This window comes from Streptomyces sp. NPDC002698 (assembly GCF_042888945.1).
Lineage (GTDB): Bacteria > Actinomycetota > Actinomycetes > Streptomycetales > Streptomycetaceae > Streptomyces.
Genome location: NZ_JBIAQM010000013.1, coordinates 166,792 through 187,771, shown reverse-complemented (window position 1 = coordinate 187,771; position 20,980 = coordinate 166,792). Strand labels below are relative to the sequence as shown.

General features: G+C 71.9%; 17 protein-coding genes and 2 tRNA genes. 17 read left to right on the top strand and 2 right to left on the bottom strand.

Translation table 11 applies throughout. The annotated features are described in order from the left end of the window. Nucleotides 1-24 precede the first annotated feature (24 nt). From ACFYW9_RS20590 to ACFYW9_RS20550, 9 genes are all read left to right on the top strand, one after another. Nucleotides 25-186 (top strand): hypothetical protein, encoded by a 162-nt coding sequence (locus ACFYW9_RS20590; protein WP_037618764.1) that lies wholly within the window; start codon nucleotides 25-27, stop codon nucleotides 184-186. A 68-nt stretch (nucleotides 187-254) separates the two neighbouring features. Beyond that, nucleotides 255-986: a nicotinate-nucleotide adenylyltransferase gene (nadD, locus tag ACFYW9_RS20585; protein WP_389152084.1), complete on the top strand. Its 732-nt coding sequence runs from the start codon at nucleotides 255-257 to the stop codon at nucleotides 984-986. A 17-nt stretch (nucleotides 987-1,003) separates the two neighbouring features. Further along, nucleotides 1,004-2,821: an LCP family protein gene (locus ACFYW9_RS20580; RefSeq protein WP_389152081.1), complete on the top strand. Its 1,818-nt coding sequence runs from the start codon at nucleotides 1,004-1,006 to the stop codon at nucleotides 2,819-2,821. A 126-nt stretch (nucleotides 2,822-2,947) separates the two neighbouring features. Further along, on the top strand, nucleotides 2,948-3,391 hold the full coding sequence (gene rsfS, locus ACFYW9_RS20575; RefSeq protein WP_326787839.1) for a ribosome silencing factor: 444 nt from the start codon (nucleotides 2,948-2,950) through the stop codon (nucleotides 3,389-3,391). Beyond that, nucleotides 3,388-4,074: a histidine phosphatase family protein gene (locus tag ACFYW9_RS20570; protein ID WP_389152075.1), complete on the top strand. Its 687-nt coding sequence runs from the start codon at nucleotides 3,388-3,390 to the stop codon at nucleotides 4,072-4,074. Before rsfS ends, ACFYW9_RS20570 begins: the two co-directional genes overlap by 4 nt. 117 nt (nucleotides 4,075-4,191) lie before the next feature. Further along, a tRNA-Ala gene (locus tag ACFYW9_RS20565) sits at nucleotides 4,192-4,264 on the top strand. A gap of 462 nt (nucleotides 4,265-4,726) precedes the next feature. After that, nucleotides 4,727-4,900, top strand: coding sequence for a hypothetical protein (locus ACFYW9_RS20560; RefSeq protein WP_261702676.1), 174 nt, complete (start codon nucleotides 4,727-4,729; stop codon nucleotides 4,898-4,900). Nucleotides 4,901-4,903: 3 nt separating this feature from the next. Continuing rightward, a complete protein-coding gene (locus ACFYW9_RS20555; protein ID WP_037618755.1) occupies nucleotides 4,904-5,137 on the top strand; it encodes a hypothetical protein in 234 nt (77 codons plus the stop codon). Nucleotides 5,138-5,781: 644 nt separating this feature from the next. Then, nucleotides 5,782-5,854: transfer RNA gene (locus tag ACFYW9_RS20550), tRNA-Ala, on the top strand. A gap of 136 nt (nucleotides 5,855-5,990) precedes the next feature. Here the strand turns inward: ACFYW9_RS20550 and ACFYW9_RS20545 are convergent. Further along, complete coding sequence (locus ACFYW9_RS20545) at nucleotides 5,991-7,610, bottom strand: NADH-ubiquinone oxidoreductase-F iron-sulfur binding region domain-containing protein (protein WP_389152072.1); 1,620 nt, start codon at nucleotides 7,608-7,610, stop codon at nucleotides 5,991-5,993. Beyond that, the gene (locus ACFYW9_RS20540) at nucleotides 7,607-8,896 is read right to left on the bottom strand and encodes a cytochrome b/b6 domain-containing protein (protein WP_389152069.1); all 1,290 of its coding nucleotides are present in this window, start codon (nucleotides 8,894-8,896) and stop codon (nucleotides 7,607-7,609) included. The genes ACFYW9_RS20545 and ACFYW9_RS20540 overlap by 4 nt, the downstream gene beginning before the upstream one ends. 407 nt (nucleotides 8,897-9,303) lie before the next feature. Here ACFYW9_RS20540 and leuS point away from each other — a divergent pair, with 407 nt between their 5' ends. From leuS to holA, 8 genes are all read left to right on the top strand, one after another. Further along, on the top strand, nucleotides 9,304-12,192 hold the full coding sequence (gene leuS / locus ACFYW9_RS20535) for a leucine--tRNA ligase (protein WP_389152066.1): 2,889 nt from the start codon (nucleotides 9,304-9,306) through the stop codon (nucleotides 12,190-12,192). A 125-nt stretch (nucleotides 12,193-12,317) separates the two neighbouring features. Continuing rightward, a complete protein-coding gene (locus ACFYW9_RS20530) occupies nucleotides 12,318-13,049 on the top strand; it encodes a hypothetical protein (RefSeq protein WP_389152063.1) in 732 nt (243 codons plus the stop codon). A gap of 72 nt (nucleotides 13,050-13,121) precedes the next feature. After that, entirely contained in the window at nucleotides 13,122-13,967 is an 846-nt protein-coding gene (locus ACFYW9_RS20525) for a DegV family protein (RefSeq protein WP_328452593.1), read from the top strand. Between the two features lie 384 nt (nucleotides 13,968-14,351). Then, on the top strand, nucleotides 14,352-15,371 hold the full coding sequence (locus ACFYW9_RS20520) for a helix-hairpin-helix domain-containing protein (protein ID WP_389152059.1): 1,020 nt from the start codon (nucleotides 14,352-14,354) through the stop codon (nucleotides 15,369-15,371). 251 nt (nucleotides 15,372-15,622) lie between these two features. Then, complete coding sequence (locus ACFYW9_RS20515) at nucleotides 15,623-18,256, top strand: ComEC/Rec2 family competence protein (protein WP_389152056.1); 2,634 nt, start codon at nucleotides 15,623-15,625, stop codon at nucleotides 18,254-18,256. 4 nt (nucleotides 18,257-18,260) lie between these two features. After that, nucleotides 18,261-19,091, top strand: a complete 831-nt coding sequence (locus tag ACFYW9_RS20510) for an arylamine N-acetyltransferase (RefSeq protein ID WP_389152053.1) — start codon at nucleotides 18,261-18,263, stop codon at nucleotides 19,089-19,091. A 91-nt stretch (nucleotides 19,092-19,182) separates the two neighbouring features. Then, a complete protein-coding gene (locus ACFYW9_RS20505; protein ID WP_351866947.1) occupies nucleotides 19,183-19,428 on the top strand; it encodes a hypothetical protein in 246 nt (81 codons plus the stop codon). A 424-nt stretch (nucleotides 19,429-19,852) separates the two neighbouring features. Beyond that, nucleotides 19,853-20,839, top strand: coding sequence for a DNA polymerase III subunit delta (gene holA, locus ACFYW9_RS20500; protein ID WP_389152048.1), 987 nt, complete (start codon nucleotides 19,853-19,855; stop codon nucleotides 20,837-20,839). Nucleotides 20,840-20,980: the final 141 nt, after the last annotated feature.

Sequence of the window (20,980 nt, the reverse complement as noted above, 5' to 3'; positions counted from 1 at the left end):
ACCCACTGGATAGGTTCTGCCGAGATGAGCTTCCAGCACACCGCCGCACAGTTGGCCACCGTCGTCGCCGAGGGCGAGAACGGCGGCAACCACGAGAGCCTCAGCCCGTACCTGACCGGCGGCGGGGCGCTGTTCATCCTGCTCCTGCTGCTGTGGATCACCACGCGCTTCAACCGCGACCGCTGAGCCTCCCGGGCCCGCTCGGGGCCCCTGTCGGCAGGAGCCCGTCGGCCGGGCCGGTAGGGTCTGCACGCATGGGAGAGCAGGACATGCCTACCGGTCCGGCGAGTGACACGGAGAGCGGCGCCGTCGGCGACGCCACGGGCGGCGCGGGCGCGGCGGCCGGCGGCGCGGTGAAGCGCCTCGTGACCGGCACCGGCAACGGCCCCTCGAATCCGGGCAAGCGTCGGCTCGGCGTCATGGGCGGCACCTTCGACCCGATCCACCACGGACACCTGGTCGCGGCCAGTGAGGTCGCCGCGCAGTTCCACCTCGACGAGGTGGTGTTCGTGCCGACCGGGCAGCCGTGGCAGAAGACCGACCGCACGGTCACGCCCGCCGAGGACCGCTACCTGATGACGGTCATCGCGACCGCCGAGAACCCCCAGTTCTCGGTCAGCCGGATCGACATCGACCGCGGCGGCCCGACCTATACGACGGACACACTGCGCGACCTGCACGCGCTCAACCCCGACGCGGATCTCTTCTTCATCACCGGCGCGGACGCGCTCGGCCAGATCCTCACCTGGCGCTACACGGAAGAACTGTTCTCCCTCGCGCACTTCATCGGGGTCACCCGGCCCGGTCACACCCTGACCGACCCGGGACTCCCGGAGGGCGGTGTCTCGCTGGTCGAGGTTCCCGCGCTCGCCATCTCGTCCACAGACTGCCGTGCGAGAGTCGCCAAGGGCGACCCCGTCTGGTATCTGGTGCCGGACGGTGTGGTGCGCTACATCGACAAGCGTGAGCTGTACCGCGGCCAGTGAGCCGAGAGGGGCACCCGGTGAACGACCGATACGACGGATACGCGGGCGGCGGCGACCAGCAGTACGAACTCGTCGGCTACGACGAGTACGGGCAGCCTGTGTACCGGCAGATCCCGCAGCAGCCCGCCCAGGGGTACGACGGCTACGACGCCGGGCAGCAGTCCGGCTACGGCTACGACCCCTATGCGACGGGCCGTCAGGAACCCGTCCGGCCCTACGACACGGGCCACCAGCCACCTGTGTCGTCCTATGACACCGGTCAGCACGAAACGGTGTCTCCCTATGACACCGGCAGGCAGGAGACGGTGTCGCCGTACGACACCGGTCAGCAGCCGGCCGCCTCCTCGTACGACTCCTTCGACCCGTTCGGCACGGGTGCGCCCCGGGCCGGCGGGACCGGGACCACCCGGACTCAGCACGACGGTTACGGGCGGAGCGCCGACACGGCGGGCGCCGCGAGCACCGGCCGGCAGCCCCGGGTCGCCGAGCAGACCCCCCGCATCCCGCAGCAGGCCGGGCCGCCCGAGGACGACGCTCCCCGGGCCGACCGGGACTACCGCACCGAGCAGTTCGCCTTCGTCGAGGACCAGGAGACCGAGTCCGAGGACGTCATCGACTGGCTGAAGTTCACCGAGAACCGCACCGAGCGCCGCGAGGAGGCCAAGCGCCGCGCCCGCAGCAGGATCGTCGCCCTGGTCGTGGTCGTGGCCCTGGTCGCGGCCGGTGGCGCGGGCTACCTCTGGTACGCGGGCAAGCTTCCCGGCACCGCCTCGGACGCCAAGCCGGGGACCACGACGCCCGTCGCCGCGCAGAAGCGCGACGTGGTCGTCGTCCACCTGCACAACACCAAGGGCGGCGGCACCGCCACGGCCCTGCTCGTCGACAACACCACCACCAAGCAGGGCACCACCGTCCTGCTGCCCAACTCCCTCGCCCTGACGGACGACGACGGCTCGACGACCACGCTCGCGAAGTCCGTCGACACGGACGGCTCCTCCGGGACACGGGAAGCGCTCGACACCGTGCTGGGAACCAGCATCCAGGGCACCTGGCGGCTGGACACCCCCTACCTGAACAACCTCGTCGAACTCGTCGGCGACATCGAGGTCACCACCAACACCGACGTTCCGGACCCCGCCTCCAAGAAGAAGAGCGACCCCCCGCTCGTCAAGAAGGGCGAGGACCAGACCCTCAGCGGCAAGATGGCCGTCGCCTACGCCACCTACCAGGCCGCGGACGAGGACCAGAACGCGCAGCTCGAGCGGTTCGGACAGGTCATGCAGGGGGTGATGCGCAAGCTGTCCTCGGACAAGCAGGCCGCCACCACCACCGTGCAGACGCTGGCCCAGATCCTCGACCCGTCCCTGACCGACCAGGACCTCGGCGCCTTCCTCGCCGAGCTCGCCGACCTCGCCAAGGGCGGCGACTACAAGACCGCGCTGCTGCCCGTGCAGCAGGACGGCACGCTGACCGCGAGCACCTCCGACAGCGTGATCAAGAACGTCCTGGGCGGTACGGCGAAGAGCCCCGAGGCGGGCTCCGCGGTCCGCGTCGGCATCGAGAACGCCACCGGCGTCAAGGCGGCCACCGGCCAGGCCAGGATCGCCCTGGTCAACGGCGGCTACACGTTCCTGGACTCCGGCACCTCGGCCGCCGCCCAGAGCGTGTCCCAGATCACCTACAGCGACGCCGCCAAGAAGGAAGACGCCGTCGAGGTCGCCAAGACCCTGGGTCTGCCCACCAGCACCGTGAAGAAGGGCAAGGCCACCGGCAACGCGGACGTGTCCGTCGTCCTCGGCCAGGACTACAAGATCACCAGCCGCTCGACCGGGTGACCCGCGGGTGACCGGCGTCACGCCCCGGGGCCCGGCCCCGGGGCGCGGCCCCGGAAACGCGTGGGGTGTCCTCGGCGGTCCGTGAGACCCTTGAGTCGTAACCGACCGCCGACGGAAAGCCGCGTAGTGACCGCCACGGACCGCTCCATCGAGCTCATCAATGCCGCCGCACAGGCGGCCGCAGACAAGCTCGCGCACGACATCATCGCCTACGACGTCAGCGATGTGCTCTCCATCACCGACGCCTTCCTGCTGGCGTCCGCGCCCAACGACCGTCAGGTCAAGTCGATCGTCGACGAGATCGAGGAGCGCCTGAACAAGGAGCTCGGCGCCAAGCCGGTGCGCCGCGAGGGCGACCGCGAGGCACGCTGGGTGCTGCTCGACTACGTCGACATCGTGGTGCACGTCCAGCACAGCGAGGAGCGCGTCTTCTACGCCCTCGAGCGGCTGTGGAAGGACTGCCCCGAGCTCGACCTGCCCGCCGAGGCCAAGGCGACCCGCGGCAAGGCCGCCGAGCACGCCAAGTTCCAGGCCGAGGAGGACTCCGTCGGCATGGAGGAGCTGCGGTGACCGCCGAGGCCCGCGAGGCCGTGGGCGCGACCGCCGAGGCGAAGCCGGGCAGGGGCCGTCGGGTCATCCTGTGGCGGCACGGCCAGACCTCCTGGAACGTGGACCGCCGCTTCCAGGGTTCGACGGACGTCGAGCTGACCGAGACGGGCGTCGGGCAGGCCGTCCGCGCCGCCCGGCTGCTCGCCTCCCTGAAGCCCGACGCCATCGTCGCCTCGGATCTCAAGCGCGCCGCCGCGACGGCCGCAGAGCTGGCCGCCCTCACCAGCCTCGACGTCACCCACGAGGAGGGCCTGCGCGAGACCTACGCGGGCGTCTGGCAGGGGCTGACGCACGAGGAGATCATCGCCCGCCACGGCGAGCAGTACGCCGCGTGGAAGCGCGGTGAGCCGGTGCGGCGCGGCGGGGGCGAGCTGGAGACCGAGGTCGCCGACCGCGCCGCCCCCGTGGTGCTGCGGCACGCCGACAAGCTCCCGGACGAGGGCACCCTCGTCGTCGTCAGCCACGGAGGCACGATCCGCACCACGATCGGCCGTCTGCTCGGTCTGGAGTCCCGGCACTGGGAGAGCCTCGGAGGCCTGTCCAACTGCTGCTGGTCCGTCCTCGGCGAGGGCGTCCGCGGCTGGCGGCTGCTGGAGCACAACGCCGGCACGCTGCCGGAACCGGTCCTCGGCGACGACGACTGAGGGGCGCCGGACGGCTCTCCGTCCGGCCGCGCGGGCCCGGAGGGACCGGATTTCACTTTCCGGCTGGTCGCAGGCTAAAGTTCTTCTTGTTCGGCCCGCAGGGCGGGAAGAACGCAAGGGGCTATAGCTCAGTTGGTAGAGCGCCTGCATGGCATGCAGGAGGTCAGGAGTTCAATTCTCCTTAGCTCCACAGACCGACTCTCTCGAGTTGTCGGACAGAGTGATGAAAGATCCCGTTCCCGTGAGGGAGCGGGATTTTTCGTTGCTCGTACCGGAGTTGGGGCCCGGCCTCGGAGGAACGCGCCGAGGCGGGCGCAGTTGGGCGGACGGACTCCGGAAGCCGTGTCGTGGATCACCCCGGAGGCGTCGCCCCGGCAGCCTCCGTGACACCGTCAGGAGCCGCGCGCCCTCTCCGGCTCATGGGGAGCCGTGGTCTTGGGCACACTCATCTCGAACCCGCTTGAGTCACTTGGGGTCCCTGGGGCGTATACCTTTGCGGACGCGCTCCTGGCGTGCTCGTATGCGCCGGTCGCCAGGGCCGTGCTGGGTGCCCGTGTCCGGACTGGTACGAAGGCGTCGCTGACCGTATTGCTCCGGCCGTGGCAGAATCAAACGGCCGGAAGGGGGCGCGGCCCGACGGGAGGGAGTAGCGATGCCTGCCAGCATCCTCGAGGAGGTCGACGATCTCCTCGAAGTGGCACTGAACCGTAAGAAAGCCACCCTCCTCGACTGCCCTTCCTGCGGATCGGTCCACGTTGCCCAGGTTCTCGGTGACAACGGTGGAATCTCCTACGTGTGCACGGCCTGCGGCCACAGCTGGAGCTGATTGATGGGTGCACACAGGCGGAAATGCGATTGGTGCGGCAGTGGTACGCCGATCGTCCGCGACATGGAACCGGTCAACCACGACTACCAGTACTGGTGCGAGGAATGCGCGCGGGCGCTGATCATAAAAGGCGACCCGATCGAGACGTACCGCGAGCTGGAGGGCGAGCCGATCTACGCACGGCTCCTCGACGAGCACTGCACGCTCAAGCGCTTCTATTCGTTCGCCACGGCCTGACCCGGGGACCGCGCGCCCCCGGGGCCGTGTGACTCCGGCGCTGTACGGCATCGGCGCTGTACGGCACCGGGACGGCCTGCCCGTGTGGCCGCCGGTCCCGGCGCCGGCCCGGCCCGGGGTCCGTCCCGCCGCGGGGCGATCCGGCCCCGGTCGGCCCGACGGGCGCGGGTGATCCCCCCTCGGTGGGTCGGCGGCGTCAATCCGCTGCCGTTCCGGCGCAGTTCCCGCCCCGCCCCGCCTCGCCCGCACCGTGCGGGCACCGCACCCGCCCTGGCGCGTACGCGTGAGCGGGACGCCACAGCCGCCCTGGAGCGGCTTCCACGCATCGTCCGCGCCCCGGAGGCCGGGCGGAGTCCGCCGTGGCCCCTGAAGCCCGTCAGGAGCCGCGCAGCGGCCCCAGGTGGCGTTCCCCGTCCGTCGCCGTCCGGAGAACCCCGCCTCGCGCCTCCTCGAACCCGTTCGGCCCAGCGGTCGTGTCCGGGCGGACATGGCACGCGGCGGGGCACACGCAATGCGACATGAAGCCCGAATCGGTACAGACGGGAAACGATTTGGTGGTTCACCAGGGGGACCGTGTAATGTTGGCGTCGCCGCCGGGGAAACCGGCGACACGGTGAAAACGCGGTCTCACCGCGTGGCCACAAGGGGCTATAGCTCAGTTGGTAGAGCGCCTGCATGGCATGCAGGAGGTCAGGAGTTCAATTCTCCTTAGCTCCACAGACGTTGAAAGCGGGCCACCCGATCAGGGTGGTCCGCTTCTTCGTTTTCCGTGCTCTCGCGGAACGGCCGGCCGGCCACCGCGCGGAACGTGTCGAAGGCGGGCCACCGGTTCCTGGTGGCCCGCTCCTTCGTGTCAGCGGCCGCTGCCGAGCGCGCGGCGCCCACGGCCCTGGGAGAGGACCGGCAGGTTGTTGCGCGACGGGGACGAGCCCCTGGTGTCCTCCTCGATCCGCAGGGCGAGCGCCGGGCAGCGGCGTACCGCGCGCAGGGCCTTCGCCTCGGCGAATCGCGGCACCGGGGCCTGCGCGACGGTGGGGAAGCCGTCGGCGCCCAGTTCGAAGACCTCGGGAAGGAGATCGGCGCACAGGCCGTGCCCGCGGCACAGCGTCCAGTCGACGAAGATCTTCTGGCGGCTGGGACCCGCCTCCTGCTCGCTCTGGCCGCCCATGATGCTCAGGGGCAGCTGGCCGTCCTCGAAGAGCGGCAGAACGCCTTCCACGGGCCTTCCGCAGCCGTTTCCGAGGACATGCGCGGCCAGGTCGTCCGTGAACGCCTTGAGGGTCGACTCGATGAACATCGCCGAGCCGTCCGGGTGGGAGCAGGCACCGCGCCGCTTCACGGACTTGGCGACCTGCTTCACCGCCTCGAGCGCCGCCGGTCCGCCGCCGTTGAGGATGTCCGCCAGGCCACGCGCCGCGGCGGGCAGACCGAGGTAGCAGGGGCCGCACTGGCCGGCGCTCTCGTCGGCCAGCCACTGCGCCACACGCAGCGACTCGCCGAGGGGGCAGGTCTCCTGGGTGATGGGCAGGATCGCCCCGGCGCCGAGCGCACCGCCCACCGCGGCCAGGGAGTCCCGCGAGACGATCGCCTCGTTGACCGTCGCCGCGTCCAGCCACTTGCCGTGATAGCCGCCGGTCAGCACGCCCTGCGGCATCGCCGGGGCGCCGGCCAGCTGGAGCACGTAGCGCAGCGGTACGCCGGTGGGGACCTCGATCACCATGGGGCGCGCGACCGCGCCCGAGACGGTGAGCATGACGGTGCCGGGCTCGTCGTACAGGCCCGTGTTGCGGTAGCGGTCGGGGCCGATGCGGGCCGCGATGGCGAGCTGCGCGAACGTCTCGGCGTTCGACAGCAGCGTGGGCGCGCCCCCGACGCCCGCCTGGGAGGCGCTGACCTTGCGGCCGGGCGGCACGGCCGGGCCGCCGTCGATCGAGCGGATCAGCGACGCGGCCGCGCCGGTCACCATCCGTATCGGGTTGCGCTGCACGCGCGCGCGAAGGGGCGCTCCCCTCCGGTTGCTCAGTCCCCGCTCGGCCAGCGCCGCTTCCATGGAGCGCTGGGTGGACTCGCGGGTCACGCCGATCACGAGCTGGCGGGCGCCCATGGCCTCCGCGACCAGGAGGGCGCCGTCGAGGATGAGGTGCGGGGCACGGTTGATGAGCACCGTGTCCTTGCGGCAGGCCGGTTCGTCCTCGCTTCCGTTGACGACCACCACCGGGCGGATGCCCTTCTTGATGGCTGATTCGGCGACCGAGCGCAGTTTCTTGCCGAACGGGAAGCCCGCCCCGCCGCGGCCCTTCAGATTGATGTCCTCGGCGAGGCTCGCGAGTTCTTCTCCGCCCAGGGGTTCGAGCGGACCGTGCACCTTGAGGTGCATGGGCAGATCAAGACGTTCAACCAGGTCGAAACCCGACGTGAGCTGCGGAAGTCCGACTACGCGGACTTCCGGGACGTCGGGCAGGGCCTCGTTCACTTAAAGCCTCCGGAAGGGGCATTCCAAGATTCACCGGAGCCAGGAGCGTCGAAGGCGCCCGGCAGTACGTCAGTCGTGGGACCGCTGTCGTACGTGTCATTGGTGTTGTACGTGCGGTAGGACGCGTTCGTCTCACCGGTGTTGTACACATCACTCGTGCCGTAGCCGCCGGCGGGCTGAGCGCCGTAGACGGGGGTGGTGTATCCGGTGTCGTTGAGCGGGTCGTACGCCGATGCCGGGGCCTCGCCCACGGGGGCCGACTGAGGGACGGGCCAGCTCTGCGCGCCGCCGTTGCCGACGCGGGGAAACGTCTCTGTGGGCTGCGCGGGCACGGGCATCTGGAACTGCTGGGTCCCGGGGGCCGCGGGGCCGTCGCCGGGTGTCGCCACGGTGCGGTAGGCCGCCGCGAAGCCGCTGTCCGCGGGGTCGGGCGCGCCGCCGAACTGCGGGGACGAGGCCTCCCTGCGCTCCTTGCGGGGGGACGGGACGGAGCCGGCGCCCGGGGAACGCCGGTCGGAGCGACCCGCGGAACCTCCCTGCGGCGACTCCATCGCGGCGGCACGGGACGCCTCCAGGTCCTCGCGGAACCCGCGGGCGCTGCCGCCGCCGGTGAGCGCCAGGATCCGCGCCGCGACCTTGTGCTTGACCGAGTTCGGGGCGGCGCGCAGCACGAGGGCGGCCATGACGCCGAGCAGGCACAACTCGTACGAGACCATGAAGAAGGTCTTCGCCGGGCGCCCCGCGAACAGGCCGTGGACCAGGGCCGCGCACAGTGCCGGGTAGGCCAGCATGTGCATCGCGCGCCAGCGGGCGGCGACCACGGCCGGCGCGGCGAACTGATTGCGCAGCGCGCCGGTGATGCCCACGAAGATCATGAGCAGGCCGGCCAGCGAGCCGAGGCCGATGAGCCCGCCGATGCCCGTGACGCCCAGGCTGAAGGGGATCAGCGCGGCGATCAGGACGGTGTGGTCCAGCGCCAGCTTGACGGTGATGTGCACCAGGAGGAACGCGATCGAGCCGACGGCGGTCACGCGGTGGATGCCCTGCGCGATGATCCGCTGACGTGTGTCGAGGATGAGCCGGTCCTGGGCGACCAGGCCCCAGATCACCGAGCAGGTCAGGGAGACCAGCGACAGGACGCCGGCGCCGAAGTTCAGGAAATCCTGAACCGCGGTGCCTCCCACCAGCACGATCACGGGTATGAGGAACAGGGCGACAGCCGAGGCCACCCCGTAGGCCGAACGGCCCATCCGGGGAAGCGAGCTGTTGTTACGACGAGGGTTCATGAGGGGTACTCCCTACGGTTCGGGGAAGCGGTCCCGAAGGCGCACTCTAGGTCGAGAAATGGCGCCGAGCTCCACGTTTGAGTTATTGCCTTGTTACCAAAGGGCAATGAGGTCTTTGTGTTGTCCGCAAGCGTCCGTTAAGCGAAGTAAAATTTGAACATCGGTCAACAATTTTTTGCCGTCCGTCCGGGCGACGCGCGGTGCCGACAGGCCCGAAAGCTCGTCGCGGCCCGCGTGGGCGCTGCGGTACCCTGACGCCATGCGTGCCGTACGCCTTCTGCTTAGCGGGCCGCGCTGATCAGTCCCGACCGCTGACGCATCGTGGTCGGCATCAGCGCGGCGTCCCCTCCTGTGCGAGGGGTTTTTTCATTTCTGCTGGCAGAGACGATCGATGGAGCTTTGAGGACATGAGCGAGACGAACACCGCTGCCGCCACCGCCGAGTCGGCCGCGCCGCACCGCTACACGGCCGCCCTGGCCGCCGACATCGAGGCACGCTGGCAGGACTTCTGGGACGCCGAGGGCACGTACGAGGCCCCGAACCCCACCGGCGACCTGGCCGGAGACCCCGAGCTGGTCGCCCGGCCCAAGAAGTTCATCATGGACATGTTCCCGTACCCCTCGGGTGCGGGTCTGCACGTGGGTCACCCCCTGGGCTACATCGCCACCGATGTGTCCGCCCGGTATCAGCGCATGACGGGTCACAACGTCCTGCACACCCTGGGCTTCGACGCCTTCGGCCTGCCCGCCGAGCAGCATGCCGTGCAGACCGGCGAGCACCCCCGGGTGACCACCGTGGCCGCCATCACGAACATGAAGTCCCAGCTGCGCGCGCTGGGCCTGGGCCACGACAAGCGCCGGTCGTTCGCCACGATCGACCCGGAGTACTACAAGTGGACCCAGTGGATCTTCCTGCAGATCTTCAACTCCTGGTACGACGACGAGGCCTCGAAGGCCCGTCCCATCTCCGCGCTGATCGCCCAGTTCGAGAGCGGTGAGCGTGCCGTCGTCGTCGACGGCACCTCGCGCGCGTGGAACGAGCTGAGCGCCGTCGAGCGCGCCGACGTCCTGAGCGGCTACCGCCTGGCGTACGCCTCCGACGCGCCGGTCAACTGGTGCCCCGGCCTGGGCACCGTCCTGGCCAACGAGGAGGTCACCGCCGACGGCCGCAGCGAGCGCGGCAACTTCCCCGTCTTCAAGGCCAAGCTGCGCCAGTGGAACATGCGCATCACCGCCTACGCGGACCGCCTGCTGGACGACCTGGACGCGCTGGACTGGCCCGAGGCCATCAAGCTGCAGCAGCGCAACTGGATCGGCCGCTCCGAGGGCGCGCGCGTCGACTTCCCGATCGACGGCGAAGCGATCACGGTCTTCACCACCCGTCAGGACACCCTGTTCGGCGCCACCTACATGGTGCTGGCGCCGGAACACCCGCTGGTCGAGAAGTTCACCCCGGCCGCCTGGCCCGAGGGCACCCACGAGGTGTGGACCGGCGGTCACGCGACGCCCGCCGAGGCCGTCGCCGCCTACCGCGCGCAGGCCGCCTCGAAGTCCGACGTCGAGCGGCAGGCCGAGGCCAAGGACAAGACCGGCGTCTTCACCGGCGCGTTCGCGACCAACCCGGTCAACGGCGAGAAGGTCCCGGTCTTCATCGCCGACTACGTCCTGATGGGCTACGGCACCGGCGCGATCATGGCCGTCCCGGCGCACGACACCCGCGACTTCGCGTTCGCGCGCGCCTTCGAACTGCCCATGCGCTGCGTGGTCGAGCCCTCGGACGACCGCGGCACCGACGCCTCCACCTGGGACGACGCCTTCGCCTCGTACGACGCGAAGATCGTCAACTCCGCCGGTGACGAGGTCTCCCTGGACGGCCTGGGCGTCGTCGACGCCAAGGCGCGCATCACGGAGTGGCTGGAGCGCCGGGGCATCGGCGAGGGCACCGTCAACTTCCGGCTGCGCGACTGGCTGTTCAGCCGCCAGCGCTACTGGGGCGAGCCCTTCCCGATCGTCTACGACGAGGACGGCGTCGCCCACTCGCTGCCCGAGTCGATGCTGCCCCTGGAACTGCCGGAGGTCGAGGACTACTCCCCGCGCACCTTCGACCCGGACGACGCGAACACGTCCCCGGAGACCCCGCTGTCGCGCAACGAGGACTGGGTCGCCGTCACCCTGGACCTGGGTGACGGCCGCGGCCCGCGGAAGTACCGCCGCGAGACCAACACCATGCCCAACTGGGCCGGTTCCTGCTGGTACGAGCTGCGCTACCTGGACCCGCACAACGACCAGAAGCTGGTCGACCCCGCCATCGAGCAGTACTGGATGGGCCCGCGCGAGGGCCAGCCGACCGGTGGCGTCGACCTGTACGTCGGCGGCGCCGAGCACGCCGTGCTGCACCTGCTGTACGCACGCTTCTGGTCGAAGGTCCTGTTCGACCTGGGCCACGTCTCGTCGGCCGAGCCGTTCCACAAGCTGTTCAACCAGGGCATGATCCAGGCCTACGTGTACCGCGACAGCCGCGGTATCGCCGTGCCGGCCGCCGAGGTGGAGGAGCGCGACGGCGCGCACTACTACCAGGGCGAGAAGGTCTCCCGGCTGCTGGGCAAGATGGGCAAGTCCCTGAAGAACGCGGTCACCCCGGACGAGATCTGCGCCGAGTACGGAGCGGACACCCTGCGCCTGTACGAGATGGCGATGGGTCCCCTGGACGTGTCCCGCCCCTGGGACACGCGCGCGGTGGTGGGCCAGTACCGCCTGCTGCAGCGGCTGTGGCGCAACGTCGTCGACGAGGCGACCGGCGAGGTCACGGTCGTCGACACCGAGCCGGACGAGGACACGCTGCGTGCCCTGCACAAGGCCATCGACGGTGTGCGCCAGGACCTGGAGGGCATGCGGTTCAACACCGCCATCGCCAAGGTCACCGAGCTGAACAACCACCTGACCAAGGTGGGCGGCCCGGTCGCCCGCCCGGTCGCCGAGACACTGGTGCTGATGGTCGCGCCGCTGGCCCCGCACATCGCCGAGGAACTGTGGCGCAAGCTGGGCCACGCCGACACGGTCGTCCACCAGGACTTCCCCGTCGCCGACCCCGCGTACGTCGTCGACGAGGCCGTGACCTGCGTCGTGCAGATCAAGGGCAAGGTCAAGGCCCGCCTGGAGGTCTCCCCGTCGATCACCGACGCCGAGCTGGAGAAGGTGGCGCTGGCCGACGAGAAGGTCGTCGCGGCGCTGGGCGGCGCGGGGATCCGCAAGGTGATCGTGCGCGCGCCGAAGCTGGTGAACATCGTCACGGCGTAGCCGACCGGCTCGGGGTAGTCCCCTACGGGCAGGTTCGGGGTCCTTCCGGAACTCCGAACCTGCCCGCAGCGTTTACCGTTGAGAGCGCGGCGAAAGGTGCCGCGGCCGGTCGGAGGAGGAGTGTGATGGGTACCGTGATCACCGTGATCGCCTTGCTCTTCCTGCTGTTCGTGGTGTTCGGCGCGTATGCGACGGTGAAGGTGATCGGCGCCGCCAAACGCGGTGTGGACCGCACCATCTCGCAGGCCCGCCGCACGGTCGAGGACACCACCCTGCGCGCGAAGACCTTCGCCCAGTTCGGACCCCAGGGCGAGCTCGCCCAGCTCAGACTGACGCTGCGCACCTCGATGCGCGCCACCCAGGACGCGCTCCAGGCGGGCGCGGTGGAGGACGAGTCCCTCAAGGAGTCCCTGAGCCTCTTCGAGCGGCTCAGCGCCCACGGGCACGAGCTGGACGCCGAACTGAAGCGCCTGGAGGCCGAGCCCGACCGGGACACGCTCGCCGTCCGACTCCCGGGTCTGCGCGAGCGTACCCAGCGGATCACGCAGTCGGCGGACTCGCTGCGCTGGGCCGCCCGCGACCGGGCCCACCGCTTCGCCGGCGACGACCTGGACACACTGAGCGCACAGATCGACGTGGAGGCCGGCGCGCTGCGCCACTGGACCAAGGAGCCCGGTCCGGCCACGTCCTGGCCCGACGCTCCCGCCGCGGACGCGGGCACCTCCGACGGACAGAGCGGGGCTCGGAGCCCGCAGTCCCGGCCCGAGGACGGGGCGAGGCCTTCGGCCATCACACCGCCCGGCCAACGGCCCACCTACCCTTGGCAGAAGAAGCCCCGCCCCGAGAGCACGACGTGATCCGGCCGTCGCGACCGCAGGTGGAAGGGCCCGGGCTGCCGCGCACCCGTCCCGCCAGGTAATCTCCAGCTCATGTCCCGCCATGTCGCGATCGTCACCGATTCAACGGCCTACCTGCCGCCGCGGACGATGGAGCGCCACGGCATCACATCGGTTCCCCTGACCGTGGTCCTCGGGGACCAGGCGCTCGAAGAGGGCACCGAGATCTCGGCGCGTTCCCTGGCCCTGGCACTGCAGAAGCGGCGCCCCGTCACGACGTCCCGGCCCAGCCCCGAGACTTTCGCCGCGACCTACCGCGAGGTCGCCGAGTCCGGCGCCACCGGGATCGTCTCGCTGCACCTCTCCTCGGAGTTCTCGGGCACCTACGACGCCGCGGTGCTCGCGGCGCGTGACGCCCCGGTGCCGGTGCGTGTCGTCGACACCGGGATGGTCGCCATGGCTCTCGGGTTCTGCGCGCTGGCCGCCGCCGATTCCGCCGAGGCGGGCGGGAGCGTCGACGACGCGGTCACGGCCGCCGAGAAGCGGGCCGCGGGCATGTCCGCCCACTTCTACGTCGACACCCTCGACTACCTCCGCCGTGGCGGCAGGATCGGGGCCGCGCAGGCGCTGCTGGGTTCCGCGCTCGCGGTGAAGCCGTTGCTGCAGCTCCGCGACGGCCGCATCGAACTCCTCGAAAAGGTCCGGACCTCGTCCAAGGCGATCGCGCGCCTGGAAGAGATCGTCGTCGACCGGGCGGGCAGCGCACAGGTCGACATCGCCGTTCACCATCTTGCGGCCCCCGAGCGGGCGTCGGCCCTCGCGGACCGGCTGCGGGCCCGGGTGCCAGGCCTCGCCGAACTGCATGTGAGCGAGGTGGGCGCGGTGATCGGAGCGCACACCGGACCCGGTCTGCTGGCGGCGGTCGTCTCGCCTCGATGAGGAGGCCGGCACCTGCGTCGCTCGCGTGCGTAGCTCGTGCGGGTGACGGAGTTATCCACAACGGGAGTGCTTTCCACCGGAATTGAGCATGATCATCGCGAGGGCGGCGGGTTGCCGCATCCTCGCCGCATGGCACTTCGATCGAGCTCACGCACCGCGACCCCGACCAGTGGACCGGGTCGTGGCCCCCACTCCGACAGCCGCAGCCGCCATCGCCGTCGCGACGGGCGAACCCGGACCCGTCGTCATGAGGCCTCGGCCGCGGCCCTTCGGCTGCGCGCCGACACGCTCTTCACCGAACACGCCCAGGGGCGGCACGAGTCGGGGAACGGCCCACCGTGGACGGACCGCGACGCCGGGGACGTCCCCAGGGCGAACACGGCAGTGGCCACGGGCGTTATGGCCGATCCGGTCCGGGACCCCTGGAACACCCGGCTCGAGGCCCACGGCCGCGACACGGTCCCGGACCCAGGACGGACCCTGCGGGCAGAAGGCCGGACGGCCGACAGGACGACGCCCCCGAACACACCGACGGCGAACACCCCGACGGCGAGTGCGCGGACCTTGGGCGCGTGGACCGCGAGCGAGGCGCCCGACGACGGGCGGGTCCCCGGCACCGCAAGTGCCCCGGCCTCGCGTGATCCGGCCGGGGAAGCGGGCGTGTGGCGGGACCGGGCCGGGCTCGCCGTGCGGGAGCGGCTCCCGTTGTGGCTCCAGTCGCGGTGCGGTCTGGAACGCAGGAGCGTGGCCGCGCTGACCGTGCTGCTGGTCGTGGCCGCCGCCTTCGCCGTGCAGCACTTCTGGGCGGGCCGGACGCGACCGGTCCGGGCTCCGGAGGTTGTGAGCGCCGCCGCACCGTACGGCGGGAAGCACGCACCGGGCGACGGGCCGGGGGCGGAATCCGGTGCCCCGGCCGGAGTTTCGAGCGCCGCCGCCGGAGGGGGTGTGGTCGTCGTGGACGTGGGCGGAAAGGTACGCGCCCCCGGACTCCAGCGCCTGCCGGCCGGGTCCCGCGTCGAGGACGCCCTGCGAGCCGCCGGCGGGTTACGGTCCGGCACGGACACCGACGGCCTCAACCGTGCCCGGATCCTCGTGGACGGCGAACAGATCGTGGTCGGCGCGTCCACGGCCCCGGCAGGAGCCGGACCGGGCGGCTCCGGAGGCTCCGCGGCCTTCGGTGCAGCGGGATCCGCGGCGGGAGCGGTGCCCTCCGCGCCGATTCCCCTCAACACGGCCACCGTCGACCAGTTCGACAGCCTGCCCGGCGTCGGGCCCGTCCTCGCCCGGCACATCATCGACTACCGCACGGCGCACGGCGGGTTCCGCTCGGTCGACGAGCTCCGCGAAGTGAACGGGATCGGAGACCGCCGCTTCGCCGATCTCCGGCATCTGGTGCGGCCATGAGCGGTTCCGGTACCGGGAGGAGGGGCGAGCGGGCGGGCCCGGCGCTGAGCGGGCTGTCCGGCGGGCCGGTGAGGATGCCGGAGGAGTCCACGTCCTCGGTGGTGAGAGGCTTGGGCGCGCCTCTCACGACGGTGGAGTCCGGACCTCGGCCGTCGACGGAGCCACGGCCCCGGACGGCGACGGAGCCCGGGGAGGCGCGAGGTTCCCTGACGCGCGCCGAGGGTCTGCCCGGCGCCACCGGCCGGAGGCCCGTGCACGCGGCGTCCGGGCGGCGGCTGGGAGCCTCGCACCCCAGGGCGGAGGGTCCGGTCGATCTCCGGCTCGTGGCACCCGCCGCGGCGGTCTGGCTCACGGCGGCCGTGAGCGTCGGAGCGTCGCCGGGCCGGGTCACGGCTGTCGCGGCCGTGTCCCTGATCGCGGCCGGCGCGCTGTCAGTGGCGGGGCGGAGAGCCGCGCGGACGGGACGGGGAGATGGAGATACGGGTACGGGGTCGGGGTCGGGAGGCTCCGGTGCGGGGCAGAGAGAAGCGGGCACGGGGCGGGGAGGCTCCGGCGCGGGGCAAGGGCGCGGAGTGGTGCGCCGCGGGTTGCGGGTGTCCGTGGCCGCCGTGCTCCTCTGCGTCGCCGCCGCCGCGGCCTCCGCCGGGCTGCACGCGGCGGATCTGCGACGCGGACCTGTCCCCGCGCTCGCGGAGAGGTACGCCGAGGTGACCGCGGAGGTGGAGATCACCTCCGATCCCCGGCTCACCCGGCCCCGGATCAGCGGGGACCACGTCGCTCCGACAGCCCTGCTGTTCGACGCCGACGTCACGCGCGTCACCCAGGCGGACGGCACGGTGCTGGCCACCCGGACACCGGTGCTGGTGATCGTCGACGCCCGCTCGCGACGAGGCGCGCCTCGGGGGTTCGGGGGGCGCTCGGGACGCGGTGCGTCCCGGGAGACCGGCGGGCGCTCGCCCTGGCTGTCGCTGCTGCCGTCGACCCGGCTGCGGGTGGCCGCGCGGGTCGTGCCCGCCCTGTCGGACGGGGAGGACATCGCGGCGGTGCTGCGTGTACGGGGGAGCGCGCCGCCGGACGTGGTCGGAGCGCCGTCCGGTCCGCAGCGGTTCGCGGGCAGGCTGCGCGAAGGGCTGCGAAAGGCGACCGGCGGCCTGGACGCGGACGCGCGGGCGCTGCTGCCCGGGCTGGTGGTGGGGGACACCTCACGTGTCACGCCGGAGCTGGACGACGCCTTCGAGGCCACTGACCTCACACATCTCCTCGCCGTCAGCGGGGGCAACCTCGTCATCGTCCTCGCGCTGTTCATCGGGCCGCCGGGCCTCGCCCAGCGGGTGGAGCGCCGGGGCCTCGCCGCGCGGCTCGGAGTTCCGCTCCGGGCGACCGCCCTGCTCGGCGGAGGGCTCACCCTGGCCTTCGTCGTCGTCTGCCGGCCGGACCCGAGCGTGCTGCGGGCGGCGGCCTGCGGAGCGATCTCGCTGCTCGCCATCGCGACCGGGCGCCGCAGATCGCTGATCCCGGCGCTGGCCGCCGCGGTACTGCTCCTGGTGCTGTACGACCCCTGGCTCGCCCGCAGTTATGGATTCCTGCTCTCCGTCCTCGCGACCGGGGCCCTGCTCACGCTCGCCCCGCGCTGGAGCGCGGCACTCCAGCGACGCCGGGTGCCCGCACGCGCGGCCGAGGCGCTGGCCGCGGCCGCCACCGCTCAGGCCCTGTGCGCGCCCGTGGTCGCCGTGCTGTCGGCGCGGGTGAGCCTGGTGGCGGTGCCGTGCAATCTCCTCGCGGAGTTCGCGGTCGCTCCGGCCACGGTGCTCGGGTTCGCGACGCTGGCGGCCGGCCCCTTGGCGATGCCCGTGGCCGAGGTCCTGGCGTGGTGGGCGAGCTGGCCGGCCCGGTGGATCGCGGACATCGCGCGCACCGGGGCGGCTCAGCCCGGTGCGGGCGTGGACTGGCCGGACAGCTGGACGGGCGCAGTGCTGCTGGCCCTCGTCACGGTGGCCGCCGTCACCGTCGGCCGACGGCTGCTGAGACATCCGCTGCCCAGTGGGGTCGGCGCGCTGCTGCTCCTGCTGTTCGTGGTGCAGCCGCCGCCGCTCACCAGGGTGATCACGGGATGGCCGCCGCCCGGCTGGAGGTTCGCCATGTGCGATGTGGGGCAGGGCGACGCGAGCGTGCTCGCGGTGGGGGACGGCAGCGCGGTGGTGGTGGACGCCGGGCCCGACCCGGTGCTGGCCGACCGCTGTCTGAGCACGCTCGGGGTCACCAGAATCCCGCTCGTCGTCCTGACGCACTTCCACGCCGACCATGTCGCGGGCCTGCCCGGTGTGCTCCGGGGGCGCCCGGTGGGTGCCATCGAGACGACCGGCTTCGAAGAGCCTCTGGAACAGGCCGAGTTCGTACGACGGGAGGCGCATGCACGGCACATCCCCCTGACGCGGGCCGTGGCGGGGGAGGGGCGGAGCGCGGGAGACCTCGACTGGCGGGTGCTGTGGCCGCCGCCGGATCCGTTCCCGCCGCCGGACGGCCCGAACGACGCCAGTGTCACCCTGCTCGTGCGGTCCGGGGGGCTGCGGCTGCTGTTGCTCGGCGACCTGGAGCCGCCCGCCCAGCGGGCGCTGGCGAGATCCCCGGCCGCCGCCGAGCTGGCCGGTGTGGACGTGCTCAAGGTCGCCCATCACGGATCGGCGTATCAGGATCCGGAGCTCATACGCAGGGTGGCTCCGCGGCTCGCGCTCGTCTCCGTAGGCGGCGACAACCCTTATGGACACCCCGCTCCGAGCACGGTCGCGGCCCTGCGGGCCCGGGGCGCGGTGGTGCTGCGGACCGACGAGGACGGTGATCTCGCCGTCACCGGTGAGGGCGAGGGGCTGGGAGTGGCGCGACACTGAACGCATGAATTCCGCACAGGCCGACGCCTACCTACGCCGCATCGGGGCCCAGCACCCGGCGTGGCCCACGTCCGATGTGCTCCGCGACCTCCAGCTGTGTCATCTGCGGACGGTGCCGTTCGAGAACCTGTCGATCCACCTCGGCGAGGAGATCGTGCTGGAGGAGGAGAGGCTGCTGGACAAGGTGGTGGGCGCGCGCAGAGGAGGGTTCTGCTACGAACTGAACGGCGCGTTCGGGGCGTTGCTGGGTTCGCTGGGCTTCGACGTGACGCTTCTCGCGGCGCGGGTGTACGGGGACGAGGGGAAGCCGGGGATCCCCTACGACCATCTCGCGCTGCGGGTGCGGACGGTGGACGGGGGCGACTGGCTGGCCGACGTCGGTTTCGGGGCCCACAGCCACTACCCGCTGTCGTTCACGGAGCGGGGCGAACAGCGGGACCCCGGAGGGATGTTCCGGGTCGTGGAGTCGGCGCCGGACGCGGCGGGGGTGCGGGGAGCGGGCGGTTCCCGGGAGTGCGAGGACCTCGACGTGCTCCTGGGCGACAAGCGCCAGTACCGGCTGGAGGTACGGCCGCGTGTGCTCGGGGACTTCGTGGCCGGAGCGTGGTGGCACGGCACCTCGCCGCTGTCGCACTTCACCAGGTCGCTGGTCTGTTCACGGGTCACCGAGGACGGAGGCCGGATCACGCTCAGCGGCCGCAGGTTCACCGTGTCGACGGCCGACGGGACCAAGGAGGTGTCGGAACTGGCGAGGGACGAGGAGGTACTGGCCACGTATCGCGAGCGGTTCGGGATCGAGCTGGACCGGGTGCCGGAGGTCAAGGAAGCCCGGTAGCCGCGGCCGCGGTCCGGCAAGCCGCGTAGATCACACGCATCGGACCCGTATCCCGGCGTCGGCCGCGCCGGGCGTACCGGAAAATGTTCGGGTGAGCGATGTGAGACATGTACTGGTGCTGCCCGACCGTGACGCCGCGGAAGAGGCGGCGGAGGCCGTCGGTGACCGGTTCGCGCTGCTGGAGGAGCCGCAGCTCGTCCGGGACGCCCTGGCCGGCGAGGACGATGCCGAGGACGCGCAGTGGCTGGTGGTGCTGACGGATCCCGAGGCACGGCTGGACCCGAAGGACCTGGACGCGTTCGCGGCCGAGTGGGACGGCTGGCACGAGGAGCCGTAGACCGGCGCGGCGCGGCTCGGCCTGGCTGAGCTGCGCCGCGCCGGGCCGCCATTGCCGGTCCGCGCCCGGCTGAGCTGCGACAGGCCGGGCCGCGCTGGGCAAGGCCATGCCGAGCTGCTCCATGCCGGGCCGCGCTGGGCAAGGCCAGGCCAGCCCGCTCCATGCCGAGCCGAACCGTGCCAGGCCAGGCTGGGCCGAGCCGTGCCGCTCCATGCCGAGCCGTGCCGCTCCAGGCCGGGCCGGTCAAGCCAGCCAGGCCCCGCGAGTTCGAGTCGGCCGTGCCGCGCGGCCCGGACCGCCCGGACCGCCCGCGCCGCCCGGGCCGGTCGAGTCGGTGATGCCGCGCGAGGCCGGGCCGGCCAGGCCGGTATCGGGTTGTGGCTCGCGGCGCTTGGTGTCAGTGGCGCGTGGGATGCTTTCGGTGATGGCCAAGAAGACCGCACAAGACGACCCTCTCGCCCCTGTCACGCTGGCAGTGGGCCAGGAGGATCTCCTGCTCGACCGTGCCGTGCAGGAGGTGGTGGCCGCCGCCAGGGCCGCCGACGCCGACACGGACGTACGGGACCTCACCCCGGACCAGCTTCAGCCGGGCACGCTCGCCGAGTTGACGAGTCCCTCGCTCTTCGCCGAGCGCAAGGTCGTGATCGTCCGCAACGCCCAGGACCTGTCGGCCGACACGATCAAGGACGTCAAGGCGTATCTGGGGGCTCCCGCGGAGGAGATCACCCTGGTGCTCCTGCACGCGGGCGGGGCCAAAGGCAAGGGGCTGCTCGACGCCGCGCGCAAGACGGGTGCCCGGGAGGTGGCCTGTCCCAAGATGACCAAGCCGGCGGACCGGCTGGCGTTCGTGCGGAGCGAGTTCCGGGCGCTGGGCCGGGCGGCCACTCCGGAGGCCTGCCAGGCGCTGGTGGACTCCATCGGGAGCGATCTGCGGGAGCTGGCGTCCGCCGTGTCGCAGCTGACCGCGGACGTCGAGGGGACGATCGACGAGGCCGTCGTCGGGCGGTACTACACCGGCCGGGCCGAGGCGTCCAGCTTCACCGTGGCCGACCGGGCCGTGGAGGGGCGGGCCGCGGAGGCGCTGGAGGCGCTGCGATGGTCGCTGTCGACCGGCGTGGCTCCCGTCCTGATCACCAGCGCGCTCGCGCAAGGGGTGCGGGCGATCGGAAAGCTGTCCTCGGCGCGGGGCGGCAGGCCCGCCGATCTGGCCCGTGAGCTCGGGATGCCGCCGTGGAAGATCGATCGTGTGCGCCAGCAGATGCGCGGCTGGACGCCGGACGGGGTCGCCATGGCGCTCACGGCCGTCGCGAAGGCGGACGCCGGGGTCAAGGGCGGTGGGGACGATCCCGAGTACGCCCTGGAGAAGGCGGTCGTGGCCGTCGCCCGGGCCGCCCGCTCCGGCCGACGCTAGCCCCTGGCCCCCCTGGCCTCTAATTCCTAGCCCCGCGACAGGCACCGGCACCGGCACCGGAACTCGCGGCAGGCACCGCCACCGGCACCCGGAACTCGCGGCAGGCGGCGGCACCGGCGGCTGAAGTGCCGTAGGGAGATC

What these genes read in the sequence shown, in the direction of transcription:
- ACFYW9_RS20590 (WP_037618764.1), top strand. Translation starts at nt 25, where the DNA reads ATGAGCTTCCAGCACACCGCCGCACAGTTGGCCACCGTCGTCGCCGAG.
- nadD (WP_389152084.1), top strand. Translation starts at nt 255, where the DNA reads ATGGGAGAGCAGGACATGCCTACCGGTCCGGCGAGTGACACGGAGAGC.
- ACFYW9_RS20560 (WP_261702676.1), top strand. Translation starts at nt 4,727, where the DNA reads ATGCCTGCCAGCATCCTCGAGGAGGTCGACGATCTCCTCGAAGTGGCA.
- ACFYW9_RS20555 (WP_037618755.1), top strand. Translation starts at nt 4,904, where the DNA reads ATGGGTGCACACAGGCGGAAATGCGATTGGTGCGGCAGTGGTACGCCG.
- ACFYW9_RS20540 (WP_389152069.1), bottom strand. Translation starts at nt 8,896, where the DNA reads ATGAACCCTCGTCGTAACAACAGCTCGCTTCCCCGGATGGGCCGTTCG.
- leuS (WP_389152066.1), top strand. Translation starts at nt 9,304, where the DNA reads ATGAGCGAGACGAACACCGCTGCCGCCACCGCCGAGTCGGCCGCGCCG.
- ACFYW9_RS20530 (WP_389152063.1), top strand. Translation starts at nt 12,318, where the DNA reads ATGGGTACCGTGATCACCGTGATCGCCTTGCTCTTCCTGCTGTTCGTG.
- ACFYW9_RS20525 (WP_328452593.1), top strand. Translation starts at nt 13,122, where the DNA reads ATGTCCCGCCATGTCGCGATCGTCACCGATTCAACGGCCTACCTGCCG.
- ACFYW9_RS20510 (WP_389152053.1), top strand. Translation starts at nt 18,261, where the DNA reads ATGAATTCCGCACAGGCCGACGCCTACCTACGCCGCATCGGGGCCCAG.
- holA (WP_389152048.1), top strand. Translation starts at nt 19,853, where the DNA reads ATGGCCAAGAAGACCGCACAAGACGACCCTCTCGCCCCTGTCACGCTG.